General features: G+C 63.7%; 18 protein-coding genes and 1 pseudogene. 4 read left to right on the forward strand and 15 right to left on the reverse strand.

Annotated elements, in window-relative coordinates; translation table 11 throughout:
* Nucleotides 1-9: 9 nt before the first annotated feature.
* From C2U31_RS10440 to C2U31_RS10475, 8 genes are all read right to left on the reverse strand, one after another.
* Nucleotides 10-1,371, reverse strand: coding sequence for an MFS transporter (locus C2U31_RS10440; RefSeq protein WP_103272783.1), 1,362 nt, complete (start codon nt 1,369-1,371; stop codon nt 10-12).
* Between the two features lie 37 nt (nt 1,372-1,408).
* The gene (locus C2U31_RS10445) at nt 1,409-1,825 is read right to left on the reverse strand and encodes a RidA family protein (RefSeq protein WP_103272784.1); all 417 of its coding nucleotides are present in this window, start codon (nt 1,823-1,825) and stop codon (nt 1,409-1,411) included.
* Between the two features lie 58 nt (nt 1,826-1,883).
* The gene (gene benD, locus C2U31_RS10450; protein WP_103272785.1) at nt 1,884-2,657 is read right to left on the reverse strand and encodes a benzoate diol dehydrogenase BenD; all 774 of its coding nucleotides are present in this window, start codon (nt 2,655-2,657) and stop codon (nt 1,884-1,886) included.
* Nucleotides 2,658-2,669: 12 nt separating this feature from the next.
* Entirely contained in the window at nt 2,670-3,695 is a 1,026-nt protein-coding gene (gene benC, locus C2U31_RS10455) for a benzoate 1,2-dioxygenase electron transfer component BenC (protein WP_103272786.1), read from the reverse strand.
* Nucleotides 3,696-3,712: 17 nt separating this feature from the next.
* Nucleotides 3,713-4,213, reverse strand: a complete 501-nt coding sequence (benB, locus tag C2U31_RS10460; protein ID WP_103272787.1) for a benzoate 1,2-dioxygenase small subunit — start codon at nt 4,211-4,213, stop codon at nt 3,713-3,715.
* A complete protein-coding gene (locus C2U31_RS10465) occupies nt 4,210-5,574 on the reverse strand; it encodes a Rieske 2Fe-2S domain-containing protein (protein WP_103272788.1) in 1,365 nt (454 codons plus the stop codon). Before C2U31_RS10465 ends, benB begins: the two co-directional genes overlap by 4 nt.
* A 127-nt stretch (nt 5,575-5,701) precedes the next feature.
* Nucleotides 5,702-6,637 carry a catechol 1,2-dioxygenase gene (gene catA, locus C2U31_RS10470; RefSeq protein ID WP_103272789.1) on the reverse strand — a complete coding sequence of 312 codons (936 nt, stop codon included), beginning with the start codon at nt 6,635-6,637 and terminating at the stop codon, nt 5,702-5,704.
* A gap of 38 nt (nt 6,638-6,675) precedes the next feature.
* Entirely contained in the window at nt 6,676-7,872 is a 1,197-nt protein-coding gene (locus C2U31_RS10475; RefSeq protein WP_103272790.1) for a muconate/chloromuconate family cycloisomerase, read from the reverse strand.
* A 143-nt stretch (nt 7,873-8,015) separates the two neighbouring features.
* Here C2U31_RS10475 and C2U31_RS10480 point away from each other — a divergent pair, with 143 nt between their 5' ends.
* Together C2U31_RS10480 and C2U31_RS10485 are read left to right on the forward strand one after the other, a co-directional pair.
* On the forward strand, nt 8,016-8,972 hold the full coding sequence (locus tag C2U31_RS10480; RefSeq protein ID WP_103272791.1) for a LysR family transcriptional regulator: 957 nt from the start codon (nt 8,016-8,018) through the stop codon (nt 8,970-8,972).
* A gap of 24 nt (nt 8,973-8,996) precedes the next feature.
* Nucleotides 8,997-9,268 (forward strand): annotated as a pseudogene (locus tag C2U31_RS10485) (helix-turn-helix domain-containing protein); the annotation flags it as partial.
* A gap of 149 nt (nt 9,269-9,417) precedes the next feature.
* Here C2U31_RS10485 and C2U31_RS10490 read toward each other — a convergent pair.
* Nucleotides 9,418-10,338 carry a LysR family transcriptional regulator gene (locus tag C2U31_RS10490; RefSeq protein WP_103272792.1) on the reverse strand — a complete coding sequence of 307 codons (921 nt, stop codon included), beginning with the start codon at nt 10,336-10,338 and terminating at the stop codon, nt 9,418-9,420.
* A 139-nt stretch (nt 10,339-10,477) separates the two neighbouring features.
* Between C2U31_RS10490 and C2U31_RS10495 the strand changes: the two genes are divergently transcribed.
* Nucleotides 10,478-11,629 (forward strand): MFS transporter, encoded by a 1,152-nt coding sequence (locus C2U31_RS10495; protein ID WP_103272793.1) that lies wholly within the window; start codon nt 10,478-10,480, stop codon nt 11,627-11,629.
* Between the two features lie 152 nt (nt 11,630-11,781).
* Here C2U31_RS10495 and C2U31_RS10500 read toward each other — a convergent pair whose 3' ends face one another.
* The 3 genes from C2U31_RS10500 to C2U31_RS10510 all read right to left on the reverse strand — a co-directional run bounded on the left by C2U31_RS10500 (nt 11,782) and on the right by C2U31_RS10510 (nt 14,852).
* Entirely contained in the window at nt 11,782-12,819 is a 1,038-nt protein-coding gene (locus C2U31_RS10500; RefSeq protein WP_103272794.1) for an LLM class flavin-dependent oxidoreductase, read from the reverse strand.
* A 146-nt stretch (nt 12,820-12,965) separates the two neighbouring features.
* Nucleotides 12,966-13,925: an alpha/beta hydrolase gene (locus C2U31_RS10505; RefSeq protein WP_103272795.1), complete on the reverse strand. Its 960-nt coding sequence runs from the start codon at nt 13,923-13,925 to the stop codon at nt 12,966-12,968.
* A gap of 75 nt (nt 13,926-14,000) precedes the next feature.
* Nucleotides 14,001-14,852, reverse strand: coding sequence for an SDR family oxidoreductase (locus C2U31_RS10510; RefSeq protein WP_103272796.1), 852 nt, complete (start codon nt 14,850-14,852; stop codon nt 14,001-14,003).
* Nucleotides 14,853-14,955: 103 nt separating this feature from the next.
* Between C2U31_RS10510 and C2U31_RS10515 the strand changes: the two genes are divergently transcribed.
* Nucleotides 14,956-15,375, forward strand: a complete 420-nt coding sequence (locus tag C2U31_RS10515; RefSeq protein WP_103272797.1) for a helix-turn-helix domain-containing protein — start codon at nt 14,956-14,958, stop codon at nt 15,373-15,375.
* A gap of 24 nt (nt 15,376-15,399) precedes the next feature.
* On the opposite strand, the gene C2U31_RS10520 is transcribed toward C2U31_RS10515, so the two are convergent.
* The 3 genes from C2U31_RS10520 to C2U31_RS10530 are packed head-to-tail and all read right to left on the reverse strand — an operon-like array spanning nt 15,400 to nt 18,068.
* On the reverse strand, nt 15,400-16,605 hold the full coding sequence (locus tag C2U31_RS10520; RefSeq protein ID WP_103272798.1) for an MFS transporter: 1,206 nt from the start codon (nt 16,603-16,605) through the stop codon (nt 15,400-15,402).
* Nucleotides 16,602-17,480, reverse strand: coding sequence for an NAD(P)-dependent oxidoreductase (locus C2U31_RS10525; protein WP_103272799.1), 879 nt, complete (start codon nt 17,478-17,480; stop codon nt 16,602-16,604). Before C2U31_RS10525 ends, C2U31_RS10520 begins: the two co-directional genes overlap by 4 nt.
* Nucleotides 17,481-17,534: 54 nt before the next feature.
* The gene (locus tag C2U31_RS10530) at nt 17,535-18,068 is read right to left on the reverse strand and encodes a TetR/AcrR family transcriptional regulator (protein WP_233772719.1); all 534 of its coding nucleotides are present in this window, start codon (nt 18,066-18,068) and stop codon (nt 17,535-17,537) included.
* Between the last annotated feature and the right edge of the window lie 53 nt (nt 18,069-18,121).

Below are 18,121 nucleotides of genomic sequence, written 5' to 3' on the forward strand. Positions count from 1 at the left end.
TTCTTTTCCTCACACCGAGCCAGAAGCGGCAGGATGTGGAGCCGGGGCTGTTGCATGGGCACTTGCCGGGTTGCGGCCGTACCAGAGAATGAAAACGCCGATGGCGAGCGCCGCCACCAAGCCTGGCACGGCAAACACCAGGAAGTTCATCTTCAGCGGCAAGGCCGCGGCCATCAGCGAGCCGCCCAGCAGCGGGCCGACGATGGCCCCCGTGCGGCCGATCCCGGATGCCCAGCCCAGCCCGGTCGAGCGCATGGACAGCGGATAGAACTGCGCTGTGTTGGCGTACAACAGAATCTGGGTGCCGATGGTGGTGGCGCCTGCGATGGCGATCAGCAGGTACAGCACGGGCATCGGGCTGTTGAAACCGAGCAGCGCGATGGACACCGTGCCCAGCGCGAAGAAAGCGACCACCACTTTGGGCAGGCTGAAACGGTCCCCCAGCCAGCCGCCCAGGATGGCCCCCACCACACCGCCGAAGTTCAGCATCAGCAGGAACGACAGGCTCGATCCCAGGCTGTATCCCGCGTTGGCCATCAGCTTCGGCAGCCACGAGCCCAGCGCGTACACCATCAGCAGGCAGCAGAAGAACGACACCCAGATCATGAGGGTGCCGACCGTGCGGCCCTGCTTGAACAGATCGAACATCGGCACGCCGGCGCCCTTGGCGTCGGCCATGACCAATTGCGCACCGGCAGGCAGCGGAACGCCCGGTGCCACCTTGCCCAGCATCTCGCGCGCCTTGGCGTCCTGCCCCTTGCGCAGCAGGAAACCCACGGATTCAGGCAGTTTCCACACGATGACGGGCAGCAGCACCAAGGGCACGGCCGCGGCGAAGAACATGGACTGCCAGCCATAGCGCGGCAGCATGTAGATGCCCATGCCCGCGCACAGCACGCCACCCAGCGAATAGCCACTGAACATGATGGCGACCAGGGTACTGCGGGCGCGTTTGGGCGCGTATTCATTCATCAGTGCCACGGCATTGGGCATCAGGCCACCGCAGCCCAGGCCCGCGATGAAGCGATAGATGCCGAACTCGGTCGGCGTGGTCGCAAAGCCGCTCAGGAACGTGGCGGCGCTGAACAGCACGAAGCTGAGCGCCACCCCCTTCTTGCGCCCGATCCGGTCGGCCAGCGGGCCGAACACGAAGGCGCCGAACATCATGCCGAACAGCGCGTAGCTGCCCAGTGCGCCGGCCTGCACCGGCGTCAGCCCCCATTCCTTCATCAGCACAGGCAACACCGCGCCGTAGATGAACAGGTCATATCCGTCAAAAATCAGCAGCAGGCCGCATAGGCACATCACCATCCAGTGGAATCGGGTGAAGCGCGCGTTGTCGATGATCTGATTGACTTCCAGCGTTGTCATGTCTCTCTCCTTGTTGTAGCCGTAAGGGGCGAATGTCTCAGCCGTTTTGCGCTGCCGGATCGCGCAGCACGGCCACCGCCTTGATCTCCACGATGTAGCCGGGCGTTCCGCAGAGCATGTGCGCGCCGATCGCGGTCCATGCGGGCTTGGGGTGGGTGGTGAAGTAGCGGTCGCGTACCTGCATGAACAAAGGCTGGTCGCGCAGGTCGGTGTGGTAGCTCGTGAGGTCGACCACGTCGGCCAGCGACGCGCCTGCCGCCTCCAGCACCAGCCGCAGGTTCTCGAATGCCTGCGTGATCTGCGCTTCGCGGCCCTCGACCAGCTTCATGGACGCATCGCGCCCGATCTGGCCGGAGACGTAGATCGTCCGGCCGACCTTCAGCGCCGGTGCATAGCCGATCTTTTCGTACACCGATTCCATTCCGGGCGGAACGATGGCTTGGCGGTCATTCATGGAGTCTCCTTGTCGGCGTGGCGGCGCCTGTATGTGTTCTGTGTGCGTGAGCAGGTGGTCAGCCGTTGTCGCCCCCGGCCACTGGCAGTACCGTGCCCGTGATGTAGGCAGCCTCGTCCGAGGCCATGAACAGGATCGGCCCGACCTGCTCGTCCAGGCTGCCGTAGCGCTTGAAGAAGTTCGATTCGGTCACCTGCTGGACCGCCTCGCGCATCCACGCCTGTTCCTGCTGGCTGTCGCCGGCCGCGTTGCGCGGCACGCGCCGCGGCGGCGCGTTGGTGCCGCCTGGCGCGGTGGCCACAACGCGGATGTTGTACGGCGCGTACTCCATCGCCAGAGACTGCGTCAGCGCATTGACGCCCCCCTTGGCCGCCGAATACGGCACGCGGCGGATGCCGCGCGTGGCGTTGGAAGAGACGTTGACGATGGTCCCGCCTCCGCGCGCCAACAGGTGCGGCAGCACGGCGTGGCAGGCGTAGAGGGTGGGCATCAGCGATCGGCGGATCTCGGCGTCGATCTGCTCGGGCTCGAATTCGGCATACGGACGCATGCGGATGGCACCGCCCACGCCATTGATCAGGATGTCGATGCCGCCGAATTTCTCTGCGGCAAAGGCCATGACCGATCGAGCGCCCTCGTAGGTTTCGAGATCGGCAATGAGCCCCGCGGTGTTGCCGCCCGGTGCCTCGGCCGCCACTTCGGTGACGAATTCGGCGCGATCGACAAACAGAACCCGGCCGCCTTCGGCCGCGGCGCGCAGCGCCACGCCGCGACCGATACCCTGGGCCGCGCCGGTCACGATCACGACCTTGCCTTCAAAGCGTTTTGTCATGCTTCGCTCCGTTCAAGCCGCTGGCTGGTTGGGGGTGAACTTCTCGTAGTGGAAGTTCGCGGGTGTGATGCCTTCGGCCTTGAAGTGCTTTTGCACGGCCTCCACCATGGGCGGCGGGCCGCACAGGTACACGTCGACGTTGCCGCCATGCAGCGCTTGCGCGGGCATGTGGTTGGTGACATAGCCCTGGCGTTCGTGCGACGTCGCGGGGTCTGCCACGCAGGTGGTGAACGTGAAGCCGGGAATGCGCTGGGCGTACTCCTGCAGCCGCTCCACCAGTACCAGATCCTGGTCGCGTGTCACGCCATAGATCATGTGCACGGGCTGCGTCGCATCCTGGTTGGCCAGCACCTCCAGCATCGCGAGGAAAGGCGCCAGTCCCGTGCCGCCCGCAAGGAACAGCAACGGGCGGGTCACGGCGCGCAGGTAGAAGCTGCCCAGCGGGCCGGTCATCTCCAGCGCGCCGCCGGACGCACCGGATGCGGCACCTGCGAGCCACCCGCTCATCAGGCCGCCGGGCACGTGCTTGATCAGAAACGTCATGCGGCGCGCGCCCGGCGCAGAGCTGAACGAATAGGAGCGGTGCTGCCCGCTACCCGGCACGTTGATGTTGACGTACTGCCCCGGCAGGAACGCCGGCGCATCCTCCGGCACGTCAAGCGCGAGTTCGTAGGCCGCGTCGCTGAACGGCGTGATGGCCGCGACCGCTCCGCTGAACTGGGCCGTGCCGGTCTTGCATGCGGTGGATGGCACAGGAATCGCAATCACGCAGTCCGATTTGGGCACCATCTGGCACGTCAGCACCAGCCCCTCGGCGGCCTCGTCCTCGGTCAGCGCGTCCTCGATGTAGTCGTCGCCCAAGTCGTAGGTGCCGCTTTCGGCGCGGCATTTGCAGGTGCCGCACACGCCGTCGGAACAGTCCATAGGCAGATTGATGCGGTTGCGGAATGCGGCATCCAGCACTTTTTCATTGGCGCCGCAGTCCACGAAACGGGTGACACCGTCCTCGAAATTCAGGGCTATTCGATAGCTGCTCATCGTGGTCTCCTTGCCCGTCAGATGTGATAGATGTCGATCACCTGGCGGATGTAGTCGTTCTTGAGAACGATCTTTTTGCGAGCAATCAGAAAGCCCCTCTCCACCTTGCGCAGCGTCACGTAAATCGTGCCGAAGAAGTGATCGGTGAGCTTGTAGCGATGGCTGAGGGTGTGAAAGTTGTAGCGAACGTCCACGGCGTCGTCGCGCTCGCCCAGCACCTCCACATTGGTGAGCATGTGGTTGGTGCGCGGCTCGGGCATGGAGGCGCTGGAGCGTTCGGTCTTGATACGGAAGATCCGGTCTTCCAACCCGTTTCGGTTGGGGTAGTAGATCAGCGAGATCTGGCTTTGCGGGTCCTCGGTCAACTGGTCGTCGTCGTCCCAGGCCGGCATCCAGTACTCGGCATCGGGGGCGTACAGTTCCAGCCAGGGCTCCCACTCACGCTCGTCCAGGTGGCGTGCCTCGCGGTAGAGGAAGGCGCAGATCGCGCCGTAGTCGGCTTGGTTTCCCGTGCTCATGGCCGTGCTCCTTCGCGCTCTTGCTGTACGGCTTTGCGCATCTCTTGCGCCCAGTAGTGGTGCTGGCAGATGAACAAGCCCTCGTCCTCGCTGCGCTCGCCAGACAGTAAGGGGTTCATGCCCATCTTCTTGGCGTTCTCATCCGGCCCTTCGATCCACAGCGGTGCGCCGCGGCTCAGGTCGTTCCAGCGCACGGCCGATCCGGCATAACCGGCCTGGCAGGCACGGAACTCCTCCAGGTCGTCGGCCGTGCCCATGCCCGAGACGTTGAAGAAGTCCTCGTACTGGCGGATGCGGATGGCGCGGTCTTCGGCGCTTTCGCCCTTGGGGCCAAAGCAGAAGATGCTGACTTCGGTCTGGCCCACGCTCAGGGGCCGCACGACGCGGATCTGCGTGCCGAACTGGTCCATCAGGAACACGTTGGGGTACAGGCACAGGTTGCGCGTCTGGCCGACGATGAAGTCGGCGCGCTGTTGGCCCACGCGCTCGGCCAGCGCCTCGCGCTGATTCCAGATCGGGCGCACCTCGGGGTTGAGCGTGTTGGTCCACAGCAGGATGTGGCCGTTCTCGAAACCGTAGACGCCCGCCTTGGCCTTGCTCCAGTTGTTGGCATCGGTGGCCTTGACACCGCCTTCGGCGCGGCGGCCCATGGTGGCCGCGTAGTTCCAGTGGACGGTGCTGACGTGGTATCCGTCGCAGCCGTTTTCCATCTGCATCTTCCAGTTGCCGTCGTAGATGTAGCTGGAGTTGCCACGCAGCACTTCCAGGCCATCGGCTGCCTGGTCCACGATCTGGTCGATGATGACGCGGGTTTCGCCCAGGTAGTCTTCCAGCGGCTGCACATCGGCATTGAGGCTGCCGAAGAGGAAGCCCCGGTAGCTCTCGAAACGCGCCACCTTGGTCAGGTCGTGCGAGCCGTCTTTGTTGAAAGCCACCGGGTACTCGGTGGTCTTCTCGTCCTTGACCTTGAGCAGCTTGCCGCTGTTGCCGAACGTCCAGCCGTGGAACGGGCAGGTGAAGCTGCCTTTGTTGCCGTGCTTGCGACGGCACAGCATGGCGCCCTTGTGCGCGCAGGCGTTGATGACGGCGTGGAGCTGGCCCGCCTTGTCGCGGGTGATGATGATGGGCTGGCGGCCGATCGAGGTGGTGTAGTAGTCGTTGACGTTGGGGATCTGGCTCTCATGCGCCAGGTACACCCAGTTCGCCTCGAAGATGTGCTTCATCTCCAGCTCGAACAGCTCAGGATTGGTGAAGATGTCTCGACGGCACCTGAAAATGCCTTTTTCCTTGTCGTCCTGCAGCGCGTCTTCGAGCAGCTTATCGACGTCTTGATACTTGTCTGCGCATACGGCGGTGTTCATGATGGGTCTCCTTGGTGTGCAGCCATCCCCCGCGATCCACGTCGCGGTTCTGTAGGGGAGAGAGAAATCGACCACCCGACCATGGCGCACGCAGCGCCACGGCGGTCAGGGTGTCAGGCGGGCCCGATCAGGCCGCCAGGCGGGGGCGGTTGACGACCTGGTTGTCAACGCCGTTGACCAGGGCGGTCAGCGAGATGTCGAAGACGATCTCGGCGAAAGGACCATTGAGCCCTTCGGCCTGTATGCTGGCCTGGTCGGTGTGCTCGACCAGCGGGGGCACGAGCCCTTCGCGGGTGGCATAGGCGAAGTCGTCGAAGACCAGCGGGTCGCCGTCGATGTTGATCTGCGTCGTCAGCTTGCGGTGGCCATCGGCAGTGACGAAGAAGTGGATGTGAGCGGGGCGGTTGCCGTGGCGTCCCAGCTCGTTGAGCAGGCCTTGCGTGGGGCCGTCGGGCGGACAGCCATAACCCTTGGGCACGATGCTCTGGAACTTGTAGCGGCCCTGGGCGTCGGTGATGATGGTGCGACGCATGTTGAACGGCTTTTGCTCGCCCGTGGGGTCATAGTGGGAGTAGAAGCCCTTGGTATTGGCGTGCCACACCTCGACCTGTGCGCCGGGCAGCGGCTGGCCATCCGCGCCGCGGACCGTGCCGTGCATGATCAGGGTATGGCCTTCCTTGTCGCTGCCATCGTCCAGCCGCGCATAGCCGTGCTCGACAGGAGCGCCAGCCACGTACAGAGGGCCCTCGATGGTGCGCGGCGTTGCGTCCGAGATCCCGAGGGCGGCGTCCTCGGCATCCATGCGCATGTCCAGGTAGCGGTCGAAGCCCAGGCCGGGCGAGAGCAGGCCCGCCTCGCCGCTGGCGCCGAGCCGGTTCAGATAGGCAATGCCCGCCCAGTACTCGTCAGAGGTGACCTCCAGATCTTCGATGGTCTTGTAGAGATCGGACAGGATGCGGTGGACGATCTGCTTGACGCGCGGATTGCCACCGCTCTGGTCCAGGCCACTGGCCAATCGCAGGAAGTCCTGCACCTCGGGAGTATTGAAAATTTGGACGCTCATCGCTGTCTCCTTCTTCGGATCGTGGGTTAAAACGTGGGTCAATTGAAGGTCGCGGCGGGCTGGGCTGCCGCCACAGCGGCGCCCTGCTTCCTGTCGCGGCGGAAGAACTGGACGCGGTCTTCGTCCAGTGCGATGCCCAGGCCCGGCCCCGTCGGCACGGCGAGCTGGAAGTCCCTGTACTGCAGGGGTTGGGCAAGGATTTCTTCGGTCAGCAGCAAGGGGCCGAACAGTTCGGTGCCCCATTGCAGATCGCGGAAGGTGGCGAATGCATGCGCCGAGGCGATCGTGCCGATCGCGCCCTCCAGCATGGTTCCGCCATAGAGTTCGATGCCGGCCGCGTCGGCGATCGCCGCCACCTGCTGGGCTGCCCGCAGGCCGCCGGACTGTTCGGTCTTGACCGCGAATACATCGGCACCCGCGACGCGCGCCAGGGCGAATGCCGAGGTCGGGCCGGTCAGCGATTCGTCGGCCATCACGGCAATGGCAAAGCGGCCTTTCAGGCGCGCCAGCGCGTCGGCAGAGGCCACGGGCTGTTCGACCAGCTCGCATCCCGCGTCGACCAGCCCGGCCAAGCCGCGCTGGGCTTCGAGTTCGCTCCAGGCCATGTTCACGTCCACCCGAACGGCGCCGCGATTGCCCAGCGCTTTCTTGATGGCGGCGACGTGAGCCACGTCGGCATCCACGGCACGGCGGCCGATCTTGAGCTTGAAGATGTTGTGGCGGCGCTGCGCCAGCATGCGCTCGGCCTCATCAATGTCCTTGGCCGTATCGCCCGAAGCCAGCGTCCAGGCCACCGGCAGGCTGTCGCGTACCCGGCCGCCCAGCAGTTGGGACACCGGCAGACCCGTGCGCTGCCCCAGCGCGTCGAACAGCGCCGTCTCTACGGCGCACTTGGCAAAGCGGTTGTCGTGGATGGCCTTGTTGAGCTTGGCCATGATGGCGGGCACGTGGCTGGCATCCGCGCCGATCAGCAGAGGCGCGAAATAGGTATCGACGGCCAGCTTCATGCCCTCGGGCGATTCGGCGCCGTAGGCCAGCCCGCCGATCGTCGTCCCTTCGCCCACCCCCACGGTGCCGTCCGAACAGTAGAGACGAACGAGCATCAGGGTCTGGCCGTTCATCGTCGCCATGGACAACTGATGGGGACGGATCGTAGGCAGATCCAGTAAGAAGGTCTCCACCCGCTCGATGAGCGCCGGAGCCGCGCAAACTTGAAAGCGTTGTGTGTTTTCCATGGCCCCGATTGGACGCCAGGCCATGCGTTCCGCCCAACACTAAATTTGTCTAATTCGATACCTAGAAGGTATAATTTCTGGTCGGATACATATAAATCAATGACTTATAAATCCCTATCCATGCCTATATATGGTTTTCCCTTATGGATGTCCGCCAGCTCAGATACTTCGTCGCCGTAGCCAACACGCGCAACTTCACTCGCGCCTCCGAACAGCTCCACATCGCCCAGCCCCCGCTGAGCCGGCAGATTCAACTGCTCGAAGAGGAGCTGGGCGTGCAGCTCCTGCTGCGCAACAGCCGACCGCTGCGCCTGACCGAGGCTGGACGCAGTTTCTACGAACAAGCGCTCCAGATCATCAACCGCCTCGACCAGCTCAAGAACACCACCCGGCAGATCGGCCTCAATCAGCGCCAAACCTTGTCCATCGGATTTGTCGCCTCCACCCTGTACGGCGGCCTGCCCATGCTGGTGCGCAAACTGCGGCAGCGCTATCCCGACGTGGACATCCAACTGGTGGAACTGACTTCGATGCAGCAGTTCGCCGCGCTGAAGTCGGGGCGCATCGATGTGGGTTTCGGGCGCATTCGCAGCAACGACTCGTCGGTGGAACGCATCGTCCTGCGCGAAGAGCGGTTGGTCCTGGCGCTTCCGCCGGGGTCGCCACTGACCGAAGGTGACGAGCAGGTCACCCTCAAGGCCCTGGAGGGGCAGAAGCTCATCGTGTATCCCAAGGAGCCGCGCCCGAGCTTTGCCGACCACATTCTGAGCCTGCTCAATGACCAGGCCATCCGCCCCTCAGAGATTCACGAGGTGCGCGAGATCCAGACCGCGCTGGGTCTGGTCGCTGCCGAGTCGGGGATCTGCCTCATCCCCGCCTCCGCGCGACTGCGCAACGACCTGCACTACCGCCTGATCGACGACACGCGGGCGACCTCGCCGATCATTCTGACCCACCGGATCAACGACAACGGCTGGTACATCGACGCTGTCAAGCAAGTGGTGGCCGACATGTATGCGGAAAAGCCGGCTTGGCTGGACGTGGAGCACAACATTTTTCCGAAAGCCGATTTGCCGAAGCCCACCTCCCACGGACGTTGATCGCACGCCGCTGAAGGCGCGGCCCCGGCTGACAGGCGCACGCTCACCGAATGGGGGCACGTGCTAGCGATGAGCGAGCGGTCGCTGGCAAGACTGGTGCAGCGGGAAACCGGGCTGACCTTTGGCCGCTGGCGTCAGCAATTGCACCTCATGGTTGCCTTGCGGCAGCTCGCGGCGGGGCAACGGTGCAACAAGTCGCGGGCAATCTCGGCTATGACTCGGTGACGGCCTTCATCACCATGTTCAAAAAGGCGCTGGGGCAGCCTCCGGCGCAGTATTTCGCTGCACTGCGCTAGGAGGCATCACATTGCCATGGGTCGCCTGCCACGCTGCTGCGGATTGGATTTTCTGCAGCCGCGGAATTGAGCGGGGCCTATCCGATGCGAGCGCATTTTTCCCTTCTGCAACGGTCGGCGGCATGAACCTGACCGGCACAAACCCATCATCAGATTTCATCCCACGGACCAGTGCGCCACGTGTCCACGATAAAGTCGATGAAGGCGGAAAGACGCCGGGGGGATGGTTCCCGTCGAGCGTGAACCGCACTGATCGGCGAACCTGGTTCTTCCCAGTCTGGCAGCACCCGAACCAGATGCCCGGCACGCAAATCCTCCGCGACATCCCAACTCTCGCGCAGGGAGATACCTAGACCGGCAAGGCACCAGGAGCGCAGCGCTTCACCGTTGTCGCTGCTGAGAGGGCCGGAGACCTCCACCTCAACAGGTCGCCCCCTGCTTGCGCGCTTCAGGAGAGACCAGCGGTTCTGACGAACGCCGGGGTAGGCGAAGAGCAAACACGGATGACCAGCGAGCTCCTGGGGGTGCTCGGGCGATCCGTGGCGGCGCAGGTACTGGGCGGAAGCCACCAGAATGCGTCGGCTGGTCGCCAATCGCCGAGCGACTAACCGCGAATCTGTAAGCCGGCCCCAGCGAATGGCCAGGTCGATGTCCTCACTGTAAAGGTCCACGACATGGTCGCTGAGCTGAAGCTCGAAATTGACATGCGGGTACCGCTCCCGAAATGCCGCGATAGCCGGGGCAACATACCGACCGCCAAATGGGACGGGCGCGGTAATCCGCAACAGGCCCCGGATATCGTCTGAGCCCTGGCGCGCGATGTCGCATGCCTCATCCAGCAAAGAGAGCGCCTGTCGGGCTCGCTCGGCAACGGCCCGGCCTTCTTCCGTAATCTTCAGACGACGGGTATTGCGCTCGAAGAGGCTCGCGCCCAAGGCCTTTTCCAGACGAGCAATCTGCTTGGAGATCGTCGCTGGCGCGAGATCCAGCGCACGGGCAGAAGCCGAGAAGCTCTGGCAGTCGATCACCTTCAAAAAGACGACAAGATCATCAAGATTGCGTAGCGCCATTTATTCCAATCCGCCACAAATATTGTTCCATCGTACACCTTTCGGAACGACTGGGAATCTTCCAACATGCCGGTTTCCCACGAATAGCGCTCCTTCCCACAATCGTGCGGTTGGTGCGCCTCCGCCCAGGAATGATCGAATGAGCCATCGCTTGGCACTGTTGGCGCTCGCCCTTTGCGCCTTTGGAATTGGAACCACTGAATTTGCCCCGATGGGGCTGCTGTCCGAGATCGCAAGTGATTTGCATATTTCGATTCCTGTCGCAGGCTTCCTCATCAGCGCCTATGCGATTGGCGTTTTTGTCGGCGCCCCAGTTCTCACCCTCAGCGGATCGCGCCTGCCCCGAAAGGCATTCCTGCTCGGCATGATGTGCATCTTCGTGGTTGGCAATATTTTTGCCGCCTTGTCCTCGACCTACGAAATGCTGCTGTCGGCCAGGGTCATTACCGCGCTGATCCAAGGCCCGTTCCTCGGTGTTGGTGCCGTGGTGGCAGGCCGACTGGTGCCACCCGGGAAACAAGCATCCGCCATTGCCACGATGTTTGGTGGCCTCGCCCTTGCCAATGTCGTCGGCGTGCCATTTCAGACCTGGTTCGGACAAATCACTGGGTGGCGGTCCACGTTCTGGCTTACCAGTTTTATCGGCCTGGTGGCAATGGTGCTGCTATGGGCTGCCTTACCGAAGCAGCCGCGCGACGGCGCAGCAAAGATCGTCCATGAATTGACGGTTCTGCGCAGGCCGGCTGTTCTGCTTGCCCTGCTGGTCACGGTACTCAGCTCCGGCGGGATGTTCACGGTCATGACCTATATCGCGCCGATCCTCGAACATGCCGGTGGAATTCAATCGAAGGCCATTGGCCCGCTCCTGGTTTTGCTGGGGCTCGGTTTTACGCTTGGCGGATGGCTGGGGGGGCGTATTCGCGACGAGCAGGTGGATCGTAGTCTTGCCGTCATCCTCTTTTTCGCTACGGTCATCCTGGCAGTGTTTGCCTACACCATGCGCGCACCGATCGCGGCAGGTATCACCCTTTTCATCTGGGGGGTCATCTGGTTCGCAACGCTGCCTCCATTACAGACCCGCATCGTGACGCAAGCAGCCGACGCGCCTAATCTATCATCGGCAGTCAATATCGGCGCATTCAACCTCGGTAATGCGTTCGGCGCGCTGGTCGGCGGAGCCGTGATCGATGCGGGGGCTGGATACCCCTGGGTTGCGGGCGCCGGTGCGATCGCCAACGCTGCAAGCCTTCTCTTGGTCGTCCTCTCTCGCTGCGGTCCAGGTCGGCGGTGAACCTCCCGGCAACACCGGGAGGCAATGCCAGCATGCTCTCGCCCGAGCGACATCTATTGGCAAGGCGATGTCCTGCAGCGGACATCTTCCCGGTCAGTAGGAACGTCCGCCGAAACGGTACGGGAGGATACTTTGCCCTGCAGCCTGATAGTTTAGGCCGTCTCGCCAGCACGCCGCCAGCCAATCGCCGGCGCAATGTGCTCAGCGATGGTTCTGAGCAGTTTGGCGTTGTACTGCACACCGAGTTGATTGGGTACGGTCACCAACAGGGTGTCGGCCATCGCAACCGCTTCGTCCTGCGCGAGTTCACGTGCAATGGCGTCAGGCGCACCGACATAGGTTTTTCCGAAACGGCTGAGAAAGCCATCGATGTAGCCGACCTGGTCTTGACTGTTGCGCCCGGCACCTGCTCCAAAATACTGCCGATCGACGTCGTCCACGATGGGCAATACCGACCGCGATACCGACACCCTCGGTTGTCGGCCCCAGCCGGCCTCCGCGAACGCCTGGCGATAAAGCCTGATCTGTTCGGCCTGCAGCTCGCTGAAGGACAGCCCCGTCTCTTCCGTCAACAAGGTGGAACTCATCAGGTTCATGCCCTTCTGTGCCGCCCAGACCGCGGTTTGGCGAGTCCCCGCGCCCCACCAGATACGCTGCGTAAGGGTTGGCGACTGAGGCTGAATGGAGAGCCGTCCCGGGTTGCCCGTCATCTCCGGGTTTGCATCGACGACATCGGCGCCGGTGACAGCATGGAGAAACACATCGGTCTTGCTGCGGGCCATCTCGGCGCTGCGTGGATCGGCACTCGATGGATAGCCAAACGCTTCCCAGCCTCTCAGTGCAGGTTCGGGCGATCCTCGACTGATCCCGAGTTGGAGACGCCCGTTCGAGATCAAGTCGGTTACAGCCGCTTCCTCTGCCAGGTAGAGCGGGTTCTCGTAACGCATGTCGATAACACCCGTCCCGAATTCAATCCGCTTTGTTCGAGCCGCAATGGCCGAAAGCAGTGGAAACGGCGAAGCCAGTTGTTGGGCAAAGTGATGGACGCGCACATAGGCTCCATCGATGCCAATCTCCTCGGCTGCAACAGCCAGGTCGATAGTCTGCAACAAGGCATCCTGGGCGGTCAGCGTCTGCGATCCTCTCGCATTTTGCCAATGACCGAAGGACAGAAATCCGATTTTCTTCACTTGTTTGCTCCGGGAGTGTCTGCCGACGGCGGCGTCTCTCCAACGCCGCCGTTGGCCTCTATATGGCGTCGCGAAACCGTCCCATCCTCGACCAGGCAGGTCCGCTCCGCGTTTGCTCGGGCGCCTGTCTAAAGCGCGCCTGCACCTTAGCCAAGCCGCTTGCGCAGGAATTCGCCTGCCCGCTCGAATGCCTGCACGGCGGCAGGCAGCACGCCCGCCATCTCGATGAAACCGTGCACCATGCCCGGCACCTCGACATAGTCCACCTCGACCCCAGCCTTCTGCAATGCGTCTCGGTAGTGCCGTCCATCGTCGCGCAGCACGTCGCACTCGCCGGCAAAGATCAAGGCCGGGGGCAGCCCGTGAAAATCCGACGCCCTCAGCGGCGACAGCCTCGGATCGGTGGTGTCGAAGTCGCGCACGAAGGGATCAGACAGGGCATGCATGGCGGCCAGCGTCAGCGGCGGCACGTTGCCGTTCTCGAACCGAGACGAGAACCCCTCGGCGGTCGGCGACAGGTCGGTGGCGGGATAGAACAGCACCTGGGCACGCAACGGCACCTCGCCGCGCAACTGCTGGGTCGCGACGGCGGAGAGGCTGCCGCCGGCACTGTCGCCTGCGACGGCCAATCGCTGCGGGTCCAGGCCTAGTTCGCCGGCATGTCGGAACAGCCAGCGCACTGCGGCCACCACATCGTCGGGCCCTGCCGGCGCGGGGTGTTCCGGTGCCAGCCGGTAGCCGACCGAGACGACCGCATGGCCACTGGTATGAACCAGCCGACGGCAGACCTTGTCGTGGGTGTCGATGTCGCCGATCGACCAGCCGCCGCCATGCAGGTAGATCGTCGCTGCGCGGGCGGCGTCGTCGTGATCCGGCAGGTACAACCGCAACGGAATCGGCCCCAACGGCCCTTCGGCCTGCGCCTCGCGCACGCTGCCTACCGGCAGGGGCTCGCCACCGAGGTTGGCGCTGATCTGCCTGTAAGCCTCGCGCATCTGCGGAATTGGCAACGATTCGAGCGCCGGTGCATTGTTTGCGGCCATCGCTTCCATCACCCGAAGCACCTCAGGCGCCAGTCGGGCCGGATCGAAAGGTTGTGCTTGCATGTCGGTCAACTCCTTTTCACTGCATCGGGAAAGAGGGCGCCCCGGGAGGCGCCACTTTGCTGGTAGGTGACGAGGTCAAAGCGCCTTCAGCGCCCGTTCGACGCTGACGGCCAGCGGCGTGGTCGGCCGGCCGATCAATTCGGACAGGGTTCGCTCGGTGCCATAGAGTGCGCCCTGGGAGGCGCTGACGTCATACGAGGCCAGCGCTGCGGCAAGCCCCTTCGGCAAGCCGGCACCTTCGAGTGCGGCGGCATAGTCGGCTTCCGGGAGGTTGCGATAGGGGATGTCCTTGCCGGTCTGCTTGGAGATCTCCGCAGCCAGATCCGGCAGCGTCCAGGCCGTATCGCCGGCCAGCTCGTAGGTGGCATTGTCATGGCCGTCGCTGCTCAGCACCGCCACCGCCGCTTCGGCAAGGTCCTCGCGCGCGGCCGACGAAATGCGGCCCTCACCCGCACTGCCAAACAGCGCACCATTGGCCAGCGCCGCACCGACGAAGCCGGTGTAGTTCTCGGTGTACCAGCCGTTGCGCAGCAGGGTGTAAGCCAGCCCGGAAGCCTTGAGATCGGCCTCGGTCGCGCGGTGTTCATCTGCAAGAGGCAGCACGGACGTGTCGGCGTGCAGCACGCTGGTATAGACGATGCGCTTGACGCCGGCCTTCTTCGCCGCCGCGATGACATTGGCATGCTGAGCGACACGCTGGCCGACCTCGCTGGAGGAGATCAGCAGCAGGGTCTCTACGCCCGGAAGCGCGGCATCCAGTGTTTCCGGCTTGGTGTAGTCGATCGCCTTGGCGGCGACGCCCAGCACTTCGGTTTGCTCCGGCTTGCGCACCAGGGCAAGGATGTTGTTTGCAGGAACCTTCTGCTTGAGGTGTTCGATGACGAGGTGGCCCAGTTGGCCGGCGGCTCCAGTGATGGCAATGCTCATGGGTGTCACTCCTTGGTGAATGAGGGGGTTGAAGAAAATATGGCCATGAGCAACTATAAAAGTTAAAATTACTTTTCGTAAGTACGAACAAAAAGGTAAGTGTATGGTCGGCGCCTCACGATCGAAGCCAAGGAACACACCCCCGGCGACGCCGTTGTCGGAAAAGCTAAGGCGTGGCGACGTGCTGACGCCGCTATGCCCTTCCCGCGAAATCCTGAACCACTTGACCAGCCGCTGGGGAGTTCTGGTCCTGATCGCACTGCTGGCTGGCACACAGCGTTTCAGCCAACTGCGCCGCAAGATCGGCGGCGTGAGCGAACGGATGCTTGCGCAAACGCTTCAACTCCTGGAAAGCGATGGCATGGTCGAGCGCCACGCCTACGAGGTCGTGCCGCCCCACGTCGAATACGCGCTGACGCCCCTGGGCAAAGAAGCGGCAGCACGGGTGCGCGAGCTGGCGGATTGGGTGGAAGCTCATTACGGCGAGGTATTGAGCCATCGCGAAGCGATCGCGCCGCAATAGCGCCAGCCACAGCCGGACAAGCATTCAGGCCAAGGTATTGCCTTGTTGAGCACATCGCTGTTCCGTCAACCAGTACATCAAGGCCATCGCCGGCAGAGCCATCCCGAGGACGGACGTCCACATCCATCCGCCGCGGACATAGACCGAGGCGCCCAACGCCGAGCCGACTGCGCCGCCCAAGAAGAAGGTGGCCATGTACAGTCCGTTGAGCCGGGATCGCACTTGCGCACCCAGCGCATAAATCGCGCGCTGTCCCAAGGTCAGGTTGGCCGCGACGCCGAAATCCAGGAGGATGGCGGCCACGACGAGTAGCCCGAGCGCCGCATGCGAGCCGTTCTGCGCCAAGTCGGTCAGCGCGAACGCCAGCAGCACAAGCCCCATCGCCAGCGCGGTGGCCAGATAGCCGTGACCCCGGTCGGCGATGCGCCCGGCAAGGGGCGTCGCAACCGCACCGGCAGCACCCGCCAACGCGAACAGGCCAATGCCGCCCTGCGACAGCCCGAAGGCGGGACTCGCCAGCAATAGCGGGACCGTCGTCCAGAACGCGCTGAAGGCAGCGAACAACGCAGCATGGTAGAGCGCACGGCGGCGTAGCACGGGCGTATCGACCACCAGCCGCCCCATCGAGGCCAGCAAGGCGCCATAAGCCAGTTCGCTCTCCGGCTGGCGCGGCGGCAACACCCGGGCCAACACCGCAATCAAGCCGACCATCAGAGCAGCCGACAGCAGAAACACGACCGGCCATGTCGATAGCTGAGTGACGAAGCCTGCGACAGGACGGGCCAGCATGATGCCCAGCATCAGTCCACTCATCACATTGCCGACTACTCGGCCCCTCGACGCTGCTGGCGCCATATGTGCGGCGTAGGGCACGAGCACCTGCACCGCAACCGTGCCCAGGCCGATGCCGAGCGTCGCCAGCAGAAACAAGGTGGCATGCCGCGCCAGGCTGGCGGCCGTGAGTGCCACGGCCGCCAGCCCCAGCAGCGCAAGGACCAAGCTGCGATTCTCAACGCGGTCGCCCAGCGGCACGAGGAACAGCAGCCCCAGCCCGTAGCCGAGCTGGGTCAGGGTCACGGTCAGCCCCGCTATCTGCGGGCTTAGGCCTAGGGAGGCGCTGATGGGGCCTGCCAGGGGTTGGACGTAATAGAGATTGGCCGCAGTCAGGCCACAGGCGGTGGCCAGCACCAACGGTAGCCGCGCCGGCGCGCCAACCGAGGCGCCGCTCATGATTGCCCGGCGCGTCGAGCGCTGGTGCGCGACAGGGCAGCCCAGTCCAGTTGGCCTTCATCGTGCGCCAAGCTCTCGATATGGGCGTCGCGCAGCACGCTGGCCAGATGCAGCGGCACATTCACCTGTTCGGCCGCCGCCATCGCCAGCTTCACGTCCTTCAAACCCAGCGCCAGCTTGAAACCCGCCGGCTCGAAGCGGTCAGCGGCTATGGCCTGCCCGTAACCCTTGTAGACGGGCGAGGAGAACATCGTGGACGTGACCAGGTTCAGGAACTCCCCCTTGTCGATGCCGTGGCCGCGCACAAGGGCGACCGCTTCGCTCATGGCACCGATGGCGGTGGCAATCATGAAGTTTGCGGCCAGCTTGGCTGCATTGGCCTGTTCGGGTTTATCGCCCAGATTCCAGGTCTTCTGACCAAGCACGTCGAACAGCGGCTGCACGCGGACCAGCGCCGGCGTCTCGCCCGCCGCCAGGATGTTGAGCTGCCCAGCTTCTGCGACGTTCCCCCGTCCGAGCACAGGTGCGGCGACATAGCCCACGCCACGCGCCCGGTGCAGATCCGCCAGTTCGACAGCCAACTCGACCGACACCGTGGCCATGTTGACATGTATCGCGCCCGGCCTCAGCGCAGCCAGGACCTTTCCGTCCAGCACCGTCTCGCGCGTGGCGGCGTCATCGGCCAGCATCGATATCAACACATCAGCATCGGCTGCGGCCTCGCCAGGTGTGGCTGCAGAGAGTCCGCCGAGGGCGGCCAACTTCGATGCAGGCTGCGACGAGCGGTTCCAACCGCGCACGGTATAGCCGGCCTTGAGCAAATTGGAGGCCATCGGCAATCCCATCGTACCGAGGCCAAGAAAGGCGATCTGCATGTCCACACTCCTTGATTTAATGGAAACGATCATTTCCTAAATAGATAAAAAAAATCAACTCAATGCCGCTAACGCAACATCAACCACGGCCTGCATCTCCTCACGACTACGGCCGGTCTTGCCAACAACCCGCATGCCTTGGGTCAGGCAGAGCAGCATCCGCGCTGCCGCCACAGGATCAATGCGAGCGGGGATCGATCCGTCCTCCTGCCCCTGGCGGACGAGGTCAGCCACCATGGCTTCATTGCGCGCCAATGCCGCTGCGATGTGACCGGCCACGGTCTTGTCAAACGCCGACAGCTCCACCGCGCTGCCCACGACCAGGCAGCCCCGCCGGCCCACCGCGCCCTGGGAAGACTCGACATAGAACGTCAGCAAGCCGCGCAAGCGTTCCAAGCCCGTGCCGCCATCGCCCATGGCCAGACGCATCTTCTCGGTGCGTCTGCTGCGGTAGCGCTCGAACGCGGCCAGGAAGAGCGACTGCTTGTCCTTGAAAGCCTTGTAGAGGCTGCCCTGGGCAAGATGCATGGCTCGGGTCAGGTCGCTGATGGAGGCGCCGTGGTAACCCCGTTCGCTGAACACATGCACGGCACGATCCAGCGCCTGATCGACGCTGAATTCACGTGGGCGGCCCCTGCTGC

The sequence above is a fragment of the Achromobacter sp. AONIH1 genome (assembly GCF_002902905.1).
Classification (GTDB): Bacteria; Pseudomonadota; Gammaproteobacteria; order Burkholderiales; family Burkholderiaceae_B; genus Achromobacter.

Bases quoted from the DNA above. Each gene is read 5' to 3' on its own strand.
- C2U31_RS10445 (WP_103272784.1), bottom strand. From the start codon at position 1,825: ATGAATGACCGCCAAGCCATCGTTCCGCCCGGAATGGAATCGGTGTAC.
- C2U31_RS10515 (WP_103272797.1), top strand. From the start codon at position 14,956: ATGGTCGGCGCCTCACGATCGAAGCCAAGGAACACACCCCCGGCGACG.
- C2U31_RS10510 (WP_103272796.1), bottom strand. From the start codon at position 14,852: ATGAGCATTGCCATCACTGGAGCCGCCGGCCAACTGGGCCACCTCGTC.
- C2U31_RS10475 (WP_103272790.1), bottom strand. From the start codon at position 7,872: ATGGAAAACACACAACGCTTTCAAGTTTGCGCGGCTCCGGCGCTCATC.
- benB (WP_103272787.1), bottom strand. From the start codon at position 4,213: ATGAGCACGGGAAACCAAGCCGACTACGGCGCGATCTGCGCCTTCCTC.
- C2U31_RS10480 (WP_103272791.1), top strand. From the start codon at position 8,016: ATGGATGTCCGCCAGCTCAGATACTTCGTCGCCGTAGCCAACACGCGC.
- C2U31_RS10505 (WP_103272795.1), bottom strand. From the start codon at position 13,925: ATGCAAGCACAACCTTTCGATCCGGCCCGACTGGCGCCTGAGGTGCTT.
- C2U31_RS10495 (WP_103272793.1), top strand. From the start codon at position 10,478: ATGAGCCATCGCTTGGCACTGTTGGCGCTCGCCCTTTGCGCCTTTGGA.
- C2U31_RS10520 (WP_103272798.1), bottom strand. From the start codon at position 16,605: ATGAGCGGCGCCTCGGTTGGCGCGCCGGCGCGGCTACCGTTGGTGCTG.
- C2U31_RS10440 (WP_103272783.1), bottom strand. From the start codon at position 1,371: ATGACAACGCTGGAAGTCAATCAGATCATCGACAACGCGCGCTTCACC.
- benD (WP_103272785.1), bottom strand. From the start codon at position 2,657: ATGACAAAACGCTTTGAAGGCAAGGTCGTGATCGTGACCGGCGCGGCC.
- C2U31_RS10465 (WP_103272788.1), bottom strand. From the start codon at position 5,574: ATGAACACCGCCGTATGCGCAGACAAGTATCAAGACGTCGATAAGCTG.
- C2U31_RS10525 (WP_103272799.1), bottom strand. From the start codon at position 17,480: ATGCAGATCGCCTTTCTTGGCCTCGGTACGATGGGATTGCCGATGGCC.
- catA (WP_103272789.1), bottom strand. From the start codon at position 6,637: ATGAGCGTCCAAATTTTCAATACTCCCGAGGTGCAGGACTTCCTGCGA.
- benC (WP_103272786.1), bottom strand. From the start codon at position 3,695: ATGAGCAGCTATCGAATAGCCCTGAATTTCGAGGACGGTGTCACCCGT.
- C2U31_RS10490 (WP_103272792.1), bottom strand. From the start codon at position 10,338: ATGGCGCTACGCAATCTTGATGATCTTGTCGTCTTTTTGAAGGTGATC.